Origin of the sequence: Janthinobacterium lyxosi (genome assembly GCF_051380665.1) — a bacterium.
Taxonomy (GTDB): Bacteria; Pseudomonadota; Gammaproteobacteria; order Burkholderiales; family Burkholderiaceae_D; genus Janthinobacterium.
Window position 1 is genome coordinate 57,698 of the sequence record NZ_JBNYXM010000027.1, and the last position, 16,824, is coordinate 74,521.

28 protein-coding genes are annotated in these 16,824 nt (G+C 56.9%); 1 reads left to right on the forward strand and 27 read right to left on the reverse strand.

What is annotated here, in order from left to right:
• Positions 1-12 precede the first annotated feature (12 nt).
• From rpmJ to creB, 26 genes are all read right to left on the reverse strand, one after another.
• Entirely contained in the window at positions 13-126 is a 114-nt protein-coding gene (gene rpmJ / locus ACQ4WP_RS22845) for a 50S ribosomal protein L36 (protein WP_010394471.1), read from the reverse strand.
• Between the two features lie 42 nt (positions 127-168).
• Positions 169-387, reverse strand: a complete 219-nt coding sequence (gene infA, locus ACQ4WP_RS22850) for a translation initiation factor IF-1 (protein ID WP_005663428.1) — start codon at positions 385-387, stop codon at positions 169-171.
• Between the two features lie 18 nt (positions 388-405).
• Positions 406-1,740 carry a preprotein translocase subunit SecY gene (gene secY, locus ACQ4WP_RS22855; protein ID WP_010394438.1) on the reverse strand — a complete coding sequence of 445 codons (1,335 nt, stop codon included), beginning with the start codon at positions 1,738-1,740 and terminating at the stop codon, positions 406-408.
• Between the two features lie 32 nt (positions 1,741-1,772).
• Positions 1,773-2,204 (reverse strand): 50S ribosomal protein L15, encoded by a 432-nt coding sequence (rplO, locus tag ACQ4WP_RS22860; RefSeq protein WP_034753211.1) that lies wholly within the window; start codon positions 2,202-2,204, stop codon positions 1,773-1,775.
• Between the two features lie 30 nt (positions 2,205-2,234).
• Positions 2,235-2,414: a 50S ribosomal protein L30 gene (rpmD, locus tag ACQ4WP_RS22865; protein WP_010394435.1), complete on the reverse strand. Its 180-nt coding sequence runs from the start codon at positions 2,412-2,414 to the stop codon at positions 2,235-2,237.
• A gap of 10 nt (positions 2,415-2,424) precedes the next feature.
• Complete coding sequence (gene rpsE, locus ACQ4WP_RS22870) at positions 2,425-2,943, reverse strand: 30S ribosomal protein S5 (protein ID WP_010394433.1); 519 nt, start codon at positions 2,941-2,943, stop codon at positions 2,425-2,427.
• A gap of 9 nt (positions 2,944-2,952) precedes the next feature.
• A complete protein-coding gene (gene rplR / locus ACQ4WP_RS22875) occupies positions 2,953-3,315 on the reverse strand; it encodes a 50S ribosomal protein L18 (protein WP_010394431.1) in 363 nt (120 codons plus the stop codon).
• 13 nt (positions 3,316-3,328) lie between these two features.
• The gene (gene rplF / locus ACQ4WP_RS22880) at positions 3,329-3,862 is read right to left on the reverse strand and encodes a 50S ribosomal protein L6 (RefSeq protein ID WP_034778281.1); all 534 of its coding nucleotides are present in this window, start codon (positions 3,860-3,862) and stop codon (positions 3,329-3,331) included.
• A 10-nt stretch (positions 3,863-3,872) separates the two neighbouring features.
• Positions 3,873-4,268: a 30S ribosomal protein S8 gene (gene rpsH / locus ACQ4WP_RS22885; RefSeq protein ID WP_010394425.1), complete on the reverse strand. Its 396-nt coding sequence runs from the start codon at positions 4,266-4,268 to the stop codon at positions 3,873-3,875.
• A gap of 14 nt (positions 4,269-4,282) precedes the next feature.
• Entirely contained in the window at positions 4,283-4,588 is a 306-nt protein-coding gene (rpsN, locus tag ACQ4WP_RS22890; RefSeq protein WP_010394423.1) for a 30S ribosomal protein S14, read from the reverse strand.
• A gap of 2 nt (positions 4,589-4,590) precedes the next feature.
• Positions 4,591-5,130, reverse strand: coding sequence for a 50S ribosomal protein L5 (gene rplE, locus ACQ4WP_RS22895; protein ID WP_010394421.1), 540 nt, complete (start codon positions 5,128-5,130; stop codon positions 4,591-4,593).
• 6 nt (positions 5,131-5,136) lie between these two features.
• On the reverse strand, positions 5,137-5,451 hold the full coding sequence (gene rplX, locus ACQ4WP_RS22900; protein WP_034753204.1) for a 50S ribosomal protein L24: 315 nt from the start codon (positions 5,449-5,451) through the stop codon (positions 5,137-5,139).
• A 9-nt stretch (positions 5,452-5,460) separates the two neighbouring features.
• Positions 5,461-5,829: a 50S ribosomal protein L14 gene (gene rplN / locus ACQ4WP_RS22905; RefSeq protein ID WP_008444317.1), complete on the reverse strand. Its 369-nt coding sequence runs from the start codon at positions 5,827-5,829 to the stop codon at positions 5,461-5,463.
• 253 nt (positions 5,830-6,082) lie between these two features.
• A complete protein-coding gene (rpsQ, locus tag ACQ4WP_RS22910) occupies positions 6,083-6,355 on the reverse strand; it encodes a 30S ribosomal protein S17 (protein WP_010394415.1) in 273 nt (90 codons plus the stop codon).
• A complete protein-coding gene (rpmC, locus tag ACQ4WP_RS22915) occupies positions 6,352-6,543 on the reverse strand; it encodes a 50S ribosomal protein L29 (protein WP_071079768.1) in 192 nt (63 codons plus the stop codon). The genes rpsQ and rpmC overlap by 4 nt, the downstream gene beginning before the upstream one ends.
• A 12-nt stretch (positions 6,544-6,555) precedes the next feature.
• The gene (gene rplP, locus ACQ4WP_RS22920) at positions 6,556-6,975 is read right to left on the reverse strand and encodes a 50S ribosomal protein L16 (RefSeq protein ID WP_017877854.1); all 420 of its coding nucleotides are present in this window, start codon (positions 6,973-6,975) and stop codon (positions 6,556-6,558) included.
• A 2-nt stretch (positions 6,976-6,977) separates the two neighbouring features.
• Positions 6,978-7,802, reverse strand: coding sequence for a 30S ribosomal protein S3 (gene rpsC, locus ACQ4WP_RS22925; RefSeq protein WP_034753199.1), 825 nt, complete (start codon positions 7,800-7,802; stop codon positions 6,978-6,980).
• 9 nt (positions 7,803-7,811) lie between these two features.
• Complete coding sequence (rplV, locus tag ACQ4WP_RS22930; protein WP_170840583.1) at positions 7,812-8,144, reverse strand: 50S ribosomal protein L22; 333 nt, start codon at positions 8,142-8,144, stop codon at positions 7,812-7,814.
• The gene (rpsS, locus tag ACQ4WP_RS22935) at positions 8,141-8,416 is read right to left on the reverse strand and encodes a 30S ribosomal protein S19 (protein ID WP_008444295.1); all 276 of its coding nucleotides are present in this window, start codon (positions 8,414-8,416) and stop codon (positions 8,141-8,143) included. The genes rplV and rpsS overlap by 4 nt, the downstream gene beginning before the upstream one ends.
• Positions 8,417-8,426: 10 nt before the next feature.
• Positions 8,427-9,254, reverse strand: a complete 828-nt coding sequence (rplB, locus tag ACQ4WP_RS22940; protein ID WP_436524659.1) for a 50S ribosomal protein L2 — start codon at positions 9,252-9,254, stop codon at positions 8,427-8,429.
• Positions 9,254-9,571, reverse strand: a complete 318-nt coding sequence (gene rplW / locus ACQ4WP_RS22945; protein WP_010394398.1) for a 50S ribosomal protein L23 — start codon at positions 9,569-9,571, stop codon at positions 9,254-9,256. The genes rplB and rplW overlap by 1 nt, the downstream gene beginning before the upstream one ends.
• On the reverse strand, positions 9,568-10,188 hold the full coding sequence (gene rplD / locus ACQ4WP_RS22950; RefSeq protein WP_034753197.1) for a 50S ribosomal protein L4: 621 nt from the start codon (positions 10,186-10,188) through the stop codon (positions 9,568-9,570). Before rplD ends, rplW begins: the two co-directional genes overlap by 4 nt.
• A 3-nt stretch (positions 10,189-10,191) precedes the next feature.
• Positions 10,192-10,848: a 50S ribosomal protein L3 gene (gene rplC / locus ACQ4WP_RS22955; protein WP_010394393.1), complete on the reverse strand. Its 657-nt coding sequence runs from the start codon at positions 10,846-10,848 to the stop codon at positions 10,192-10,194.
• A 444-nt stretch (positions 10,849-11,292) separates the two neighbouring features.
• Positions 11,293-12,690, reverse strand: coding sequence for a cell envelope integrity protein CreD (gene creD, locus ACQ4WP_RS22960; protein ID WP_436524661.1), 1,398 nt, complete (start codon positions 12,688-12,690; stop codon positions 11,293-11,295).
• Between the two features lie 90 nt (positions 12,691-12,780).
• Entirely contained in the window at positions 12,781-14,202 is a 1,422-nt protein-coding gene (gene creC / locus ACQ4WP_RS22965) for a two-component system sensor histidine kinase CreC (RefSeq protein WP_436524663.1), read from the reverse strand.
• Positions 14,199-14,936, reverse strand: a complete 738-nt coding sequence (creB, locus tag ACQ4WP_RS22970; RefSeq protein WP_436524665.1) for a two-component system response regulator CreB — start codon at positions 14,934-14,936, stop codon at positions 14,199-14,201. Before creB ends, creC begins: the two co-directional genes overlap by 4 nt.
• Positions 14,937-15,111: 175 nt before the next feature.
• On the opposite strand from creB, the gene ACQ4WP_RS22975 reads away from it, so the two are divergent.
• Entirely contained in the window at positions 15,112-15,657 is a 546-nt protein-coding gene (locus ACQ4WP_RS22975) for a tetratricopeptide repeat protein (protein ID WP_436524666.1), read from the forward strand.
• Between the two features lie 19 nt (positions 15,658-15,676).
• On the opposite strand, the gene ACQ4WP_RS22980 is transcribed toward ACQ4WP_RS22975, so the two are convergent.
• Positions 15,677-16,522, reverse strand: a complete 846-nt coding sequence (locus ACQ4WP_RS22980) for a DUF817 domain-containing protein (RefSeq protein ID WP_436524668.1) — start codon at positions 16,520-16,522, stop codon at positions 15,677-15,679.
• Positions 16,523-16,824 lie beyond the last annotated feature (302 nt).

Below are 16,824 nucleotides of genomic sequence, written 5' to 3' on the forward strand. Positions count from 1 at the left end.
GTTATTCCTCGATTAACCTTGACGCTGCTTGTGACGTGGTTCCACGCAGATTACGCGGACTACGCCTTTGCGCTTGATGATCTTGCAGTTGCGGCAGATCCGCTTGACTGATGCGAGAACTTTCATTTTTGGGCTCTTTCTTTCGCTTCTTTGGTTTGATTCAGTGTGTTACTTGGTACGGAACACAATGCGGGCTCGGCTCAGGTCGTACGGCGTTAACTCCACCGTCACCTTGTCTCCAGGGAGAATGCGAATATAATTCATCCGCATTTTACCTGAAATATGCCCGAGCACCACGTGTCCGTTCTCCAGCTTCACTCGAAATGTTGCATTTGGGAGATTCTCAAGAATCTCGCCCTGCATCTGTATGACGTCGTCTTTTGCCATTCGGTATGTTTACCGCGCTTAACGCGTCGGAATTCCGCCCTTGAAATTTGCTTTGCGCAGCAGCGAATCATATTGCTGCGACATCACGTAGTTCTGTACTTGCGCCATGAAATCCATGGTGACAACTACAATAATCAATAAAGAAGTACCGCCGAAATAAAATGGTACTTTCCACTGGGCTTGCATAAATTCCGGCAATAAACACACCAGGGTGATGTAGACTGCGCCGGCAAGTGTCAAGCGTGTCAGGATCTTGTCGATGTAACGGGCTGTCTGCTCGCCTGGACGAATCCCGGGAATGAACGCACCGCTTTTCTTCAAGTTATCCGCTGTTTCCTTGCTGTTAAACACCAGCGCTGTATAGAAGAAACAGAAAAACACGATCGCCACTGCGTACAACAGCGCATGGATAGGCTCACCAGGCCCCATCGATGCTGCCAAATCTTTCAAGAACCGCACCGCAGGGTTAGCGTTGTCGGCGCCCTTTGAAAACCAGTCCACGATAGTGGCCGGGAACAAGATGATCGAAGAAGCAAAGATCGGCGGGATCACGCCGGCCATGTTCAGCTTCAACGGCAAATGGCTGGTTTGGCCGCCATAAATCTTGTTGCCTACCTGGCGCTTCGCGTAATTGACCAATATTTTGCGCTGACCACGTTCGACGAATACGACGAAATACGTTACCAGTGCTACCAGGATCACGATGAAAATCGCGCTGAAGCTGCCGATCGAACCATTCGACACCTGAGTGAACAAGCCACCCAACGCCGACGGCAGACCTGCTGCAATCCCGGCAAAAATGATGATCGAGATGCCATTACCCAAACCACGCTCGGTAATTTGCTCACCCAACCACATCAAAAACATTGTTCCGGTCAACAAAGTGACGACCGTCACGAAGCGGAATGCAAGACCAGGTTCCAACACCAGACCAGCTTGCGACTCCAGTGCGACTGCAATGCCCAACGCTTGGAACAGTGCCAGGGCAACCGTGAAATACCGGGTGTACTGGGTGATCTTGCGACGACCTGCTTCGCCTTCTTTTTTCAACGCTTCCATCTGCGGTGACACGATCGACAGCAATTGCATGATGATCGAGGCCGAGATATAAGGCATGATACCCAGCGCAAACACTGTAAAACGAGACAAGGCACCGCCCGAGAACATGTTGAACATGCCCAGGACGCCGCCTTCGTGCTCCTTGAACAGCGAGGCTAATTGTGTCGGGTCAATCCCGGGAACCGGGACGTGAGCACCGATACGATAAACCACCAATGCGCCAAGCAAAAACCAGAGCCGTCCCCAAGGGAAACCGGCCGCTGCACTTTTAGCAAGTTGTGGATTAGTCGCCAATTTTCGCTCCGATCAAGCTGTTAGCGGTCAACTCAGGCTACCGAGCCGCCGGCTGCTTCGATGGCTGCTTTCGCGCCAGCGGACACTTTCAAGCCCTTCAAATTCACCGCTTTGGTGATTTCGCCGGACAAGATCACGCGCACGTCACGGGCCAACACGCCCAGAACGCCAGCTTGCTTCAAGACCAGAATGTCGACATCGCCAACCGCCAGGTTGTTCAGATCGGACAGGCGCACTTCAGCTTTGAAGGTTGCGTGCATCGATTTGAAACCGCGCTTAGGCAGACGGCGTTGCAGAGGCATCTGACCGCCTTCGAAACCGACTTTATGAAAGCCGCCCGAACGCGATTTCTGACCTTTGTGACCACGACCCGAGGTTTTACCCAGGCCGGAGCCGATACCGCGACCGACGCGACGCTTGTAGTGCTTAGCGCCTTCGGCTGGTGCAATAGTATTCAATTCCATGATTTGCTCCGTTCGTGTAAGCCCGAAGGCTTACCCGACAACTTTAACGAGATACGATACTTTATTGATCATGCCGCGTACGGATGGGGTGTCTTGCAATTCGGAAACCGAATTTACACGACGCAGACCCAGACCGCGCACGGTAGCGCGATGCGATTCGCGCGTACCGATCAAGCCCTTGACCAATTGCACTTTGACTGTGTTTGTCATTTTGTCCACCTTAAGCCAGAATGTCTTCGACCGACTTGCCGCGTTTGGCAGCGATATCGGAAGCAGTGCTCATTTTCGACAGGCCGTCCAGCGTAGCGCGTACCAGGTTGTATGGGTTGTTCGAACCGGTGGATTTCGCCACCACGTCCGTCACGCCCATCACTTCGAAGATAGCGCGCATGGCGCCACCAGCGATAACGCCAGTACCAGGCTTAGCTGGGTTCATCAGGACCTTGGAGGCGCCGTGACGACCAACAACCGTGTGATGCAAGGTACCGTTTTTGAGCGGCACTTTGATCAGGTTGCGACGGGCTTCTTCCATTGCCTTCTGCACGCCAACTGGCACTTCTTTCGATTTGCCCTTGCCCATGCCGACGCGGCCATCGCCATCACCAACTACGGTCAGCGCGGCGAAACCCATGATACGACCACCCTTGACCACTTTGGTCACGCGGTTGATCGCGATCATTTTTTCGCGCATGCCATCATCCGGCTTGTCGCTTTGCATTTTTGCTTGCATTTTTGCCATGATTGATCCTTAGAACTTCAGACCGGCTTCGCGTGCGGCTTCTGCCAACGCTTTCACACGGCCGTGGTAACGGAAACCGGAGCGGTCAAACGCAACTTCGGTAATCCCTGCTTTCAACGCTTTTTCAGCGACGCGCTTGCCGATCAAGGCTGCAGCAGCGGCATTGCCGCCTTTGCCGGATTGACCTGCCAGTTCAGCGCGAACTTCCGCTTCAGCCGTCGAGGCCGAAACCAGAACTTTAGCGTCCGGGCTGATCAGGTTGGCGTAAATGTGCAGGTTGGTGCGATGCACCGACAAGCGATTTACTTTCAATTCCGCAATCTTGATGCGGGTTTGGCGTCCGCGGCGAAGCCGTGATTCTTTCTTATCCATCGTCAGCCCCTAATTACTTCTTCTTGGTTTCTTTAAGCTTAACCACTTCGTCCGCATAGCGAACGCCCTTGCCTTTATAAGGCTCAGGAGCGCGGTAAGCACGAACTTCAGCGGCTACCTGGCCAACCTGTTGACGGTCGATACCTTTAATCAGGATCTCGGTCGGGGTTGGTGTTGCACAGGTAACGCCAGCTGGCATGTCATGTACTACAGGGTGCGAGAAACCCAGGGACAGATTCAACTTGTCGCCTTGAGCTTGCGCCTTGTAACCCACGCCTACCAGGTTCAGCTTTTTCTCGAAACCCTTGGTGACGCCAACAACCATGTTGTTGACCAGTGCGCGCAGCGTGCCGGACATGGCATTGGCTTCGCGGCTGTCGTTCGCCACGTCGAAACTCAGGGTTCCTGCATTGTTTTCCACTTTGACCTGGCCGGTAAGGGCCTGGGAAAGTACGCCCAGCGGGCCTTTTACGGTGATCGCTTGTGCGGAGATGGCGACTTCGGCGCCAGCTGGCACTACGATAGGCATTTTAGCTACTCGAGACATGTGTAACTCCTTAAGCCACGTAGCAAATAACTTCGCCGCCGACACCGGTAGCGCGTGCTTTGCGGTCAGTCATGACGCCTTGCGGAGTCGACACGATCGCCACACCCAAGCCATTCATCACAACAGGGATCTCGTCTTTACCCTTGTAGACGCGCAGACCCGGACGGGACACGCGCTCCAAGCGCTCAATAACGGGACGGCCAACATAATACTTCAAACCGATTTTCAGTTCCGCCTTGCCACCAGCTTCGGTAACAGCGAAATCTTCAATGTAACCCTCGTCCTTCAGGACGCTGGCAATCGCAATTTTGACTTTCGACGATGGCATGGCCACGGTCGTCTTTTGCACGCCTTGTGCATTGCGAATGCGGGTCAGCATATCGGCGATAGGATCGCTCATACTCATTGCATATTCTCCTATTACCAGCTTGCTTTTGTCATACCCGGAATTTCACCACGCATGGCGAATTCACGGAGCTTGATACGACCCAGACCGAATTTACGGAATGTGCCGCGCGGACGACCGGTGATGGCGCAACGATTACGTTGACGCGTCGGGTTCGAGTTACGTGGCAGCGCCTGCAATTTCAGGCGAGCTTCGTAGCGCTCTTCTTCCGATTTCGATTGATCATCGACGATGGCCTTGAGAGCTTCGCGCTTAGGGGCGAATTTCGCCACCAGGTCAGCACGCTTGATCTCACGATTAATCAGTGACAGTTTGGCCATGATCAGTTCCTGAAAGGGAATTTAAAGGCGGCGAGCAAAGCTTTGGCTTCGTCATCGGTCTTAGCGGTTGTCGTGATGCTGATATTCATACCGCGCAACGCGTCAATCTTGTCGTATTCGATTTCAGGGAAAATGATCTGTTCCTTGACACCGATGTTGTAGTTACCACGACCATCAAATGCACGGCCGTTCACACCACGGAAATCGCGTACACGCGGCAGAGCCACGGTAATGAAGCGATCCAGGAACTCGTACATGCGAGCGCCGCGCAGGGTGACCATCGTACCGATCGGATAACCTTCACGGATTTTGAAGCCTGCGATCGCTTTGCGGGACTTGGTGGTCACTGGCTTCTGGCCGGCGATCTTGGTCAAGTCAGCAACTGCGTGCTCGAGAACTTTTTTATCCGCGATTGCCTCACCAACACCCATATTCAGGGTGATTTTGGTCAGGCGTGGAACTTCCATTACCGACTTGTAACCAAACTTGCTGGTCAGGTCGGCAACGACTTTTTCTTTATAGAATTCTTGGAGACGTGCCATGATTTCTTAAGCCTTCACTACTTCGCCGGAGGATTTAAAGATGCGGACTTTTTTGCCATCCACTTCTTTGAAACCCACGCGATCTGCCTTGCCAGTCGCTGCATTAAACAATGCAACGTTGGACACGTGAATTGGCATGGTCTTATCGACGATACCACCAGTTACGCCAGTCATCGGGTTTGGCTTAGTCGCTTTTTTAGCGATGTTAATGCCGTCAACCACGATATGTTCAGCATCAATACGCTGCTGTACCACACCACGTTTGCCCTTGTCTTTCCCGGTCAGAACGATGACTTCGTCGTTTTTACGAATCTTATCCATTACGACTCCTTACAGGACTTCCGGTGCCAGGGACACGATTTTCATGAACTTCTCAGTGCGCAGTTCGCGCGTGACAGGTCCAAAAATACGGGTACCGATCGGTTCCAACTTGGCGTTCAACAGTACGGCGGCATTGCCGTCGAACTTCACCAGGGAACCGTCTTGGCGGCGAACACCTTTAGCGGTGCGCACAACCACGGCGTTATAAATTTCACCTTTTTTGACACGGCCACGTGGCGCAGCAACCTTAACGGTCACCTTGATCACATCGCCAATGCCAGCATAACGGCGCTTGGAGCCGCCCAATACCTTGATGCACATTACTTCTTTGGCACCGGTATTGTCAGCCACTTCGAGCCGGCTTTCAGTTTGAATCATAGTATTCTCTTTCCCAACTTAAGCCGAAGAATCCACACAATGTAGACCCACGGTCAGTCTTGGTCCCGCCAGAGCCGCCCTGCTGGGCTTCACTGTTTGGGTGCATGACCTTCATACATCAACTGACCGCGAATGCTACTGTCTGTGGCCAGACACTTTGCGGCGTTACATGAACGAAGCCCGCAAGTATTACATACAATTTGCGGGCCTGCAAGTACTAATTAAAACCCACCGCCGAAACGGTGGTTTTTATTTAAACGGTTGGTGCGGCTTGAACCACACGAGTCACCGTCCATGCCTTCGTTTTGGAGATCGGACGACCTTCCTGGATCTCGACCGTATCACCGGCTTTGACCTGGTTGGTCTCGTCATGCGCATGATACTTGTTCGAGCGCATGATGATCTTGCCATACAAAGGATGTTTCACGTGGCGCTCGATCAGAACGGTAACGGTCTTGTCCATCTTGTCCGAAACCACTTTACCGATCAGCGTGCGCTTGAGCGACTGTTTCACTGGTTCGTTCATTTGGCTTCCTTCAGATTCATTACCGTCTTCACACGCGCGATATCGCGGCGTACCTTCTTGAGCTGCGAAGTGTTGCTCAGCTGTTGCGTAGCGATTTGCATACGCAGGCCGAACTGTGCCTTCAACAGGTCATTCAGCTCTTTTTGCAGAGCTGGCTGGTCCTTGCCGCGGAGTTCAGTTGCTTTCATATTCAACTCCAATTATTGGCCGACTTGACGTACGACAAACGTCGTAGCCAGTGGCAGTTTAGAGGCGGCAAGACGGAAAGCTTCCCGTGCCAGCGCTTCATCAACGCCATCCATTTCGTACAGTACTTTGCCTGGCTGAATTTCAGCGACGTAGTACTCAGGATTACCTTTACCGTTACCCATACGGACTTCAGCCGGTTTGTTCGAAATCGGTTTGTCCGGGAAAATACGGATCCAGATACGGCCACCGCGCTTGATGTGACGCGTCATTGCACGACGCGCCGCTTCAATTTGACGCGCAGTGATACGACCGCGCGCAACTGCCTTCAGACCGAATTCGCCAAACGACACGGCGGTGCCGCGGCTGTGCGAAATACCGGTATTACGGCCTTTCTGCTCTTTACGATACTTTCTGCGTGCTGGTTGCAGCATGATTATTCTCCTGCTTTCTCAGCTGGTGCTGCTGCGGCGGCCGGTTTAGCGGCGGTACGCACACGTGCACCTGGTGCTGTGGATGGTTTCGCACCGGCACCGGCTGGACGTGGACGGCCAGCTGGCTTGCCATCGTCACGGCGTGGGCCGCGGCTTTTCTTCTCGTCAGCTGGGGTATCGATGACTGGTGCATCGCCATTAGGCGCGCGGTCACCTTTGTATACCCACACCTTGACACCGATGATGCCGTAGGTGGTCGACGCTTCGCTGGTACCGTAGTCGATATCGGCGCGCAGGGTATGCAGAGGCACGCGGCCTTCGCGGTACCACTCTTTACGCGCGATTTCGATACCGTTCAGACGGCCGGACGACATGATCTTGATACCGAGAGCACCCAGGCGCATTGCATTTTGCATTGCACGCTTCATGGCACGGCGGAACATGATCCGTTTTTCCAGCTGCTGAGCGATCGAATCGGCGATCAGTTGCGAGTCGATTTCTGGCTTGCGAATTTCTTCGATGTTCACGTGAACAGGTACGCCCATGATCTTGGTCAGCGCGGACTTCAGTACTTCGATGTCTTCGCCTTTTTTACCAATGACCACGCCTGGACGCGAGCTGTAGATCGTGAAGCGCGCGTTCTTGGCTGGGCGCTCGATAACGATGCGACCAACGGATGCGTTCTTCAGTTTCTTTTTCAGGTAAGCACGTGCTTTCAAGTCTTCGTTCAGCATGGCAGCGAAATTACCGTTGCCTGCATACCAGCGCGAAGCCCAGTTACGGGTGACCGCCAGACGGAAACCGGTTGGATGAATTTTCTGACCCATCGTGGCTCCTTAGTTACCGACAGTCACGTAAACGTGACAGGATTGTTTCGAAATACGGTCGCCACGGCCTTTTGCACGCGCGGTGAAGCGCTTCAGGACCGGGCCCTTTTCGACGTAGATCGTTTTCACGAACAATTCGTCGATGTCCGCGCCATCATTGTGCTCGGCATTCGCAATAGCGGATTCCAGAACGCGTTTGATGATCGCAGCACCTTTTTTCGGGCTGAATTGCAAGATGTTGAGTGCAGCGTCAACTTTCTTGCCACGGATCAGGTCAGCAACCAGGCGGCCCTTTTGGTCCGACAGGCGCACACCCTTGAGGATAGCTTTAGTTTCCATTATTTCTTAGCCTTTTTGTCAGCTGCATGGCCCTTGAACGTACGGGTCAGTGCGAATTCGCCGAGCTTGTGACCAACCATGTTTTCGGAAACATAAACCGGCACGTGCAGCTTGCCGTTATGAACCGCGATCGTCAGGCCGATGAAGTCAGGCATGATTGTCGAACGACGCGACCAGGTTTTGATTGGCTTTTTGTCTTTGGCTGCTTGCGCGGCTTCAACTTTTTTCACCAGGTGGGCGTCACAGAACGGCCCTTTTTTCAATGAACGTGTCATGTGCTACCCCTTATTTCTTGCCGCGGCGCGAGACGATCATGGAAGTCGTACGCTTGTTGCGGCGTGTTTTCTTACCCTTGGTCTGTTGGCCCCATGGCGAAACTGGATGACGACCAGCTGCTGTTTTACCTTCACCACCACCGTGCGGGTGATCGACCGGGTTCATGACCACACCGCGAACGGTAGGACGAACACCGCGCCAGCGCATCGCGCCAGCTTTACCGATTTTACGCAGGCTGTGCTCGGCGTTACCGACTTCACCAACCGTAGCACGGCACTCGATGTGCACGCGACGTACTTCACCCGAGCGCAGACGCACTTGAGCGTAGGTACCTTCACGCGCCATCAGCACAACGCCAGCGCCAGCGGTACGTGCCATTTGGGCACCTTTACCTGGCAGCATCTCGACGCAATGCATCACGGTGCCGACTGGAATGTTACGGATTGGCAAGCAGTTACCCGATTTGATCGGCGCTTCCGAACCATTCATCACGCTATCGCCAACGGCCATGCCTTTGGTTGCGATGATGTAGTGGCGTTCGCCATCGGCGTAGCACAACAGAGCGATATTCGCGGTGCGGTTTGGATCGTATTCGATACGTTCCACTTTCGCTGGAATACCATCTTTGGTGCGCTTGAAGTCGATCAAGCGATAGTGTTGCTTATGACCACCACCGATATGACGGGTGGTGATGTGACCGTTGTTGTTACGACCAGCGGTCTTGGATTTCTTTTCAACCAGAGCAGCGAACGGACGACCTTTGTACAGGTCTGGGTTCACCACCTTTACCATGCCGCGACGGCCTGGCGAGGTTGGTTTCATCTTAACGAGTGCCATTATGCAGCCTCCTCGGAGAAGTTGATTTCCTGGCCAGGCTTCAGGCACACGAAAGCACGCTTGGTATGGTTACGACGACCGTTGAACTTGCCGGTGCGCTTTTGCTTACCTTCGCGGTTTGCAGTTTGCACGGACAGAACTTCAACCTTGAACAGCAGTTCGACCGCTGCCTTGATTTCAGGCTTGGTTGCATCCGGCAGTACGCGGAATACAATTTGCTCGTTCTTTTCCGCGACCATGGTGGCCTTTTCGGAAATGACCGGCGCCAACAGCACCTTCATCAAGCGTTCTTCGCTATGTTTCAAAATCGCGCTCATGCCAGCATCTCCTCAATCTTAGCCAATGCAGCTTTGGTGACCAAGATCTTCTTGTAGAACACCAGGGACATCGGGTCTGCGTGACGTGGCTCAACGACGAGTACGTTAGGCAGGTTGCGCGATGCCAGTTCCAGGTTTTCGTTCAGAACGTCGGTGATGATCAGAACCGAATCAAAGCCCAGACCGTTCAATTTTTGCGACAGCAGCTTGGTTTTTGGCGCGTCGATCGTCAGATCGTCGATGACGATCAGGCGCTCTTCGCGAGCCAGCTGCGACAGGATCGAGCAGATACCTGCGCGATACATTTTTTTGTTCACTTTGTGGGTGAAGTTTTCGTCAGGCGAGTTCGGGAAAATCCGACCACCGCCGCGCCACAGTGGCGACGACGACATACCAGCACGAGCGCGGCCGGTACCTTTTTGGCGCCATGGCTTTTTCGTCGTGTGGTGAACTTCTTCACGGTCTTTTTGCTTGCGGTTACCACTACGTGCATTCGCTTGATAAGCGATGACGACTTGGTGGATCAGCGCTTCGTTGTAATCACGGCCGAAAATCGTATCGGCTGCAGCAACGTTCGAGGCGGCTTGACCTTGCGCATTCAGAAGCTTGAGTTCCATCGTTTAAGCTCCCTTCTTGGCTTTGGTTTTGATGGCTGGCGAGACAACTACCTGGCCATTTTTCGCACCTGGAATCGCGCCTTTGACCAGCAGCAGCTGACGGTCGGCATCGATACGGGCGATCACGAGGTTCTGGATCGTACGGTTAACGTCACCCAGATGACCGGTCATGCGCTTACCAGGGAAAACGCGACCTGGATCTTGTGCCATACCGATGGAACCTGGAACGTTATGCGAACGCGAGTTACCGTGCGTTGCACGGCCAGAAGCGAAGTGGTAACGCTTGATAACGCCTGCATAGCCTTTACCGATGGTAACGCCTTGCACGTCGATCTTTTGACCGACTTCGAACAGGGAAGCAGCGACAACATCGCCAGCTTTCAGTTCAGCGGCTTTAGCAGCGTCGACACGGAACTCTTTCAACAGAGTACCGGCTTCAACACCAGCTTTAGCGTGATGACCAGCAACAGCTTTGGTCACGCGGGAAGCGCGACGTTGACCGAATGCGACCTGAACAGCGGAGTAACCATCTGTTTCAGGGGTTTTGATTTGCGCAACACGGTTGTTCGATACGTCCAACACGGTGACCGGGATCGAATCCCCTTCATCCGTGAAAATGCGCATCATACCAACCTTGCGACCGAGAAGGCCTAGGCTCATTTTTTCTCCATTCCCACCTGCGATTGGGCGGGGCTTGTTTAACTACAAAGTAACGTAGGACTCAAAAAAGACGAATCCATACCGAAGCCGGCTAGTATATAGCACAAAAACCCTTGACGCAACAAGTTAACACGAGGTATGTCAAAGTGTTGCGCGACGCCCCTGCGGGAGTTGTCGGCGCGCTTGAAAAACGCTGCCGCAAGGCAATGCAAAGTGCCCAAAGCGCGGCTACATGCGCCCTGGAAGCGATGAACAGCGCGCGGCACACGCCGGCAGCGACAGCAGCAACGACGGCGCGTCCGCCGCGTCCGCGCCCTCTTCGCCTCGTCAATCAGGCATGGTGCACCCGCGGGCGCACCTCAACCTTCAACAATACTCATGGCGCGCCGCGGAATCATCGGCCACTCGCCAATGCCATGTCGCAGCCGGGCACGTATCGCCGCCCTACTCTTGCGCTGATCCTTTGCCAATCTGATACCAGTCCACCTTGCGCGTTGCCACCATGATGGCGGCCAGCACGGCGAACAACAGGATGCTGCCCATCACCAGCGCATTGTTTTCCGAGCTCAGCAAGCCGTACAGCGCGCCATATAGCATGGTCAGTGCCACGCCGAAGCCGATGCCGCGCCAGGCGTTGTGCAGCACGTGCAGCAGGTAAAAGCTGGTTAGCGCGATACAGGCGGCGCTGGCGATCAGGTAGGCAGCGAGGAAGGCGATGTGCTCGGCCAGGCCCACCAGCAGCAGGAAGAAGATCACCAGCGACAAGCCCACCAGCAGATACTGCACCGGGTGGATCGGCAGGCTCTTCAAAATTTCAAAGATGAAGAAGGCGGCAAAGGTCAGCGCCACGAACAGCAAGCCATACTTGGTGGCGCGGTCCGATTGCGAATACACGTTCACCGGCTCGATGAAGCCCACGCTGAAGCGGTCCACCTGGCCCAGCGGAGCACTGTCAGGCACCTTGAATTCGCCCTCGATCGTGCTCAGCTGCGTTTGCGCATTCGTGGCCAGCGAGGAGATATTCCACGCCACGTTGAAACCCTGGGCATCGATCTGGCGATTTTTCGGCGATGGCAGGAAGCGCCCGCCAAACTGCGGATGGGGCCAGTTCGACTTGATCTGGATCTGGCTGTTCTTTGCCACCGGCACGAAATGCTGGCGCTCGATGCCATCGAGACCCAGGTCAAAGCTGAAGCGCACTTGCTGCGCCGCCGCCAGGGGCATGGCGCCCAATGACGCATGCAGGCCGCTACGGAAGGCAAACAGGTCAGTGCCCTGCTCGAACTCGATCTTCCGGCCGTCCCAGTCGATCTTCGGAATATTGCGGATGCCCCGCACGTCCTCGATGGACAGGGCCACGAAAGGCTCGCCCAGGGTGACGCGCGAGTCCGGCGACTTGCGCGGCAGCTGCGTGCTGGCCGGGACGGTAAAGTCGCCCTTGATGACATGCTGGCCGCTGTAGACCAGCACCTGATGGATGCCGCGGTAGCGGCGGTCTGTCTCGATATTGCCATTGATCTGCAGGTCGTTCGGGTAGACGAGCAAGCGGCGCTGCACCGTGCGGCGCAGCAACTCCGTGCGCACAGGCACACTCACCGCCTGTGTCTTGTCATCGCCCTTGGCCACCTCCACGCGCTCTTCATACTGCTCCGTGTAGGGAATCACCAGGATGGGACCGATGATGGTTTGTTCGCGCACCGAATCGGCGGCGATGCTGTTGACGGCTTCCTGGCGGAATTCCATCCGCTCCTTGATCGTTTCCTGAATCATCAGCAAAGGCAGGCCGATCAGCAGCATCAGGCCGAACACGATCAACGCTTTGACGAGTAAAGTTTTTTGCATGGCGCATCCTTGAAGTAAGGCGGCCAGTGTAAAAAAACTGTATGCACTGACGATGCAGCCTGTGTGAAGCCGGCAAATAAAAAAAGACGCTCATGCCAGCGGCAGACACAGGCGCGCGCAGGCGCCACCCTCCGCATGATTGAACACCTCGACCGTGCCACCATGCAGGGAAGCGACCTCGCGCACGAAGGGCAGGCCCAGCCCCGTACTCTTGCCGGCGCTGGGGCGCGGCAAGGAGTAAAAGCGCTCGAAGACGCGCTCCAACGCATACGCGGGAATGCCATCGCCGCGGTCGCGCACGGCAATTTCCACCTGGCTGCCCTGACGCCGCGCCGTCAGGTCGATGCAGCTGCCGGGCGGCGCAAAGCTGGTCGCGTTGTCGAGCAAGTTGCCCAGCGCCTGGCGCAGCAGCAGGACGTCGCCCGCCACGCTCGCCTCGTCGGCCTGCAGTTGCAGGCGCACGCCACGCGCCGCCAGGGTGGCCGCGCCATCCTGCGCCACTTGCGCCAACAATGGCCCCAGCCCGATACGCTCGGGATGCTCCAGGCGCTGCTGCTTTTCCACGCGCACCAGTGCCAGCAGCTTGTCGATCAGTTGCCGCTGGCGCGCATTCTGCTCCAGGATACTGGCAAGAAACTGGCGCCGTTCGGCCGGCGGCATGTCTTCCTGCAGCAGTTCGGCCGACGCCTGGATGGCGGCGATCGGGCTTTTCAACTCATGCGCCAGCGTGTGCATCAGCTGCTCTACATATTCCTTGCCTTCCAGGCGCGTGCGCATCACCTCCAGCGCCCGCCCCAAAGTGCCGATCTCGTTCTTGCCCAGCGCCGGCAGCGCCACCTTGCGCCCCGCTTCCACGTCGCCGATGTAACGCATCAGCTTGCCCAGCGCATGGTGCAACCACAAGGCGAATGCCAGGCCGATCAGCAGCGATAGCAGCAACAGCACGGCGCCACGCTGCAGGATCTTGCGCTGGCTGCGCTCGACAAAGGCTTGCACGCTGGCATTCGGCTTGGCCACCGTCAGCACGCCGATCACCTCATTGCCGTCGCGAATCGGTGCAGCCACGTGCATCACCGTCGACATTTCGTCATCGGGCCGGCTGCGCGTGCTGCGCGCGCCATACTTGCCCTGCAAGGTGAGATACACGTCATTCCAGCGCGAATAGTCGCGCCCCACGTCGCGGCCACTGGAGTCGAACAGGACGATGCCGTGCCGGTCCGTGATGGTGATACGGTAATCGAGCGTGCGCTTGCGCACGCCATTGATATTGACGTCCACGCCATGGCGCGCATAGTCCTGCATGCGCTCGGCCACGGGCGACTGCCCCAGCGTGCCCGCCTTCAAGTCGGGCGCCACCAGGCTGGCCAGCAGTTGCGAGGTATCGACCAGCGTATCCTCCAGGGTCGAGCGCACGCCCGGCTTGACTTGCTCCATGAAGACATTCAGCAAGAACCACGCGGCCAGGCCCACGATCAGGAAGTAGCCGAGCAGGATACGCAGGCCGATCTTCATGCGCCGGCCATGCTGTAGCCGAGGCCACGGTGGGTGTGGATGGGATCGGCCTGCGCATCGACGGCGCGCAGCTTGGCGCGCAGGGATTTGACATGCGCATCGACGGTACGCTCGAGCGTGTCGGGCGCACCGCTCCACACGCGCTCCATCAGCTGCGCGCGCGACAGGACGTGGCCGGGATGCTCGAGCAAGGCCTTCAACAGCAGATACTCGTAGCGGGTCAGGTCCAGCGGCTGGCCATGGAACAGCACCCGCGCCTCGAGCACGCGCAACTCGAAGCGCGCTGGCGCCGGCGCAGCTGGCAAGACGGCGGCAGCTATCGTCATGCCAGTCTCGCGTGGCACCTGGGCGACACCTGCGCGGCGCAAGATGACGCGGATGCGCGCCACCAGTTCGCGCGGCGAAAACGGCTTGGTGACGTAATCATCGGCACCGATTTCCAGGCCGACGATACGGTCGATTTCATCGCTGCGGGCCGTCAGGAAGATCACCGGCACCTCGGAAAACTGGCGCAGCCGGCGGCACACTTCCAGCCCGCTCATGTCAGGCAAGCCCACGTCGAGCACCACCAGCACGGGCAATGGCGCGGCGTCGCCGGAGGTGGGGCGCAGCACGGCCAGGGCCTGTTCGCCCAGCATCACATGGCGCGGCGTAAAGCCGTCCGTGCGCAAGGCATAGGCGATGCTGTCGGCTATCGCCTGTTCATCTTCCACGATCAGGACAGTCTTGGACATGGCGGCGGCACGCATTAATGGACAAGCCCGGAGTATCCCTGAAGCGGGCAAGCGGCGTCAATCGCGCGCCTTGCCGTGCGCTGGCGAAAAGCCACCCGCCCCAAAAAACTTATAGTATATTTATCACAGCATGACTCCACTGATACACCGTGTCCAACACTCGTACGAGGAGACTATGAAGACCCATACCATCAGCCTGCTATGCGCTGCCAGCCTGCTGGCCGCCTGCGCGGCGCCAGCGACACTCGCCACCTCCGACGCACAACACGACGCCTGCAACGCGGCCGAAATCAAAGGCCAGTTTGGCGAAGCGGAACTGGCTTGCGTACAGGCGCTACGCAGCGCCGAGCAGGCCGGGGCCGGCGCGGACATCCTCTCGCAGCGCCAGTACAACCTGGGCCGCATCAAGCGATTGCAGGGCAAGAATGCCGAAGCGGAGCAACTGTATCGGCAAGCCCTGGCCACGGAAGAAGCGGCGCAGCCACGCAGCGATGCGCGCGTCGGCCGTCGCATGGTGGAACTGGCGGCGGCGCTGGCGGCGCAAGGCAAGTGGCAGGAAGGTACGGGCTATCTGGAACGCGTGCTGCCGCTGCTGCCGAAGCTGTCGCCAGCCTCGCGCACGTATTCGGCGGAAGTGCTGCGCCAGTACGCGAAACAGCTGCAAGGCGGCCCGCAAGCCGCGCTGGGCACGCGCTTTGACGTGGTGGCGGCCAGCCTGTAAGGCGCTCCCGGGCCCCGGCCTAAGGCCGGGCGACGTGAATGCTGGCCTTGATGTGCTTGAGGTGGGCCACGATGGTGAACGTCATCACCACCAGCAGCGACCAGGAGCTCCATTTGCTGACATGCACCACGGACCAGGCGCCAAGCTGGTTCGGATAGCGCCACACGCCCCAGAAGGTGCTGATGTTTTCAGCCAGCCAGATGAAGAAGCCGACCAGCACGAAACCGAGCAGCAAGGGCATGCTGCGGTCGCGGTCGAGCGGACGGAACACCACGGTGGTGCGCGCGTACAAGCCCAGCGCGCAGGCGGCCAGATACCAGCGATAGTCGCCGATGTAGTGATGGGTGAAGAAGTTGGCGTAGATGAGCAGCGCGATCAGCACCGCCATCCAGTATGGCGGATGGTGGCGTATGCGCATATCGAGCAGGCGCCAGGTCTGGATGATGTAGCTGCCGACGGCTGCGTACATGAAGCCGGAAAACAGGGGCACGCCAAGCACCTTGCTGTAGGCAAAGTCGGGATAGCTCCATGACTGGATCGTCCCCGATACCTTGAACACTTCCAGCGCGAAGCCGACCGCATGAAACAGGCAGATGGCTTTCAACTCGTCCCACGTTTCCAGCCCGCTCCAGACCATTGCACCCTGGATCGCCAGCGCTACCAGCAGCAGCACGTCATAGCGCGGCAGGCCGAACAGACCGGCGCGCGGCACCAGGAACACGGCGGCAAAAAACAGCCCCACGAACAGGCACGACCTCGCCTCCTTGATGCCGAAATACAGGAATTCGGTCAGGAAGCGCGGCCAGCCGCGCAAGCGCAGACGGGGAGTCGCATTTAACAGGTGGGTATCGAGGGCATTGAGCATGCGGCAACTTTATCGTCCAGCCGCAGCACTGTAAAGCGATATCCCCTATGCATCGATGACAGGGATCGGGTAGGAGGCGGGGTTGCCCCCGCCGTCCTCCCACAACACCGGACGCACGGATCACGTATCCGGCGTTTCCTGACTACTGGGTTGCCCCAGCGAGCTTGGTTTCGTGCGTCGTGTCTCCTGTCGGTCTGCAAGCACCTCGGTTACGGCAAAGACTTCCGGTCTCGTCCATTGACCAAGGCCCTCCTTTATCAGAGGCTTGCGCCCTGCCCGCTCAGAGAGCACGCGTGACTGTC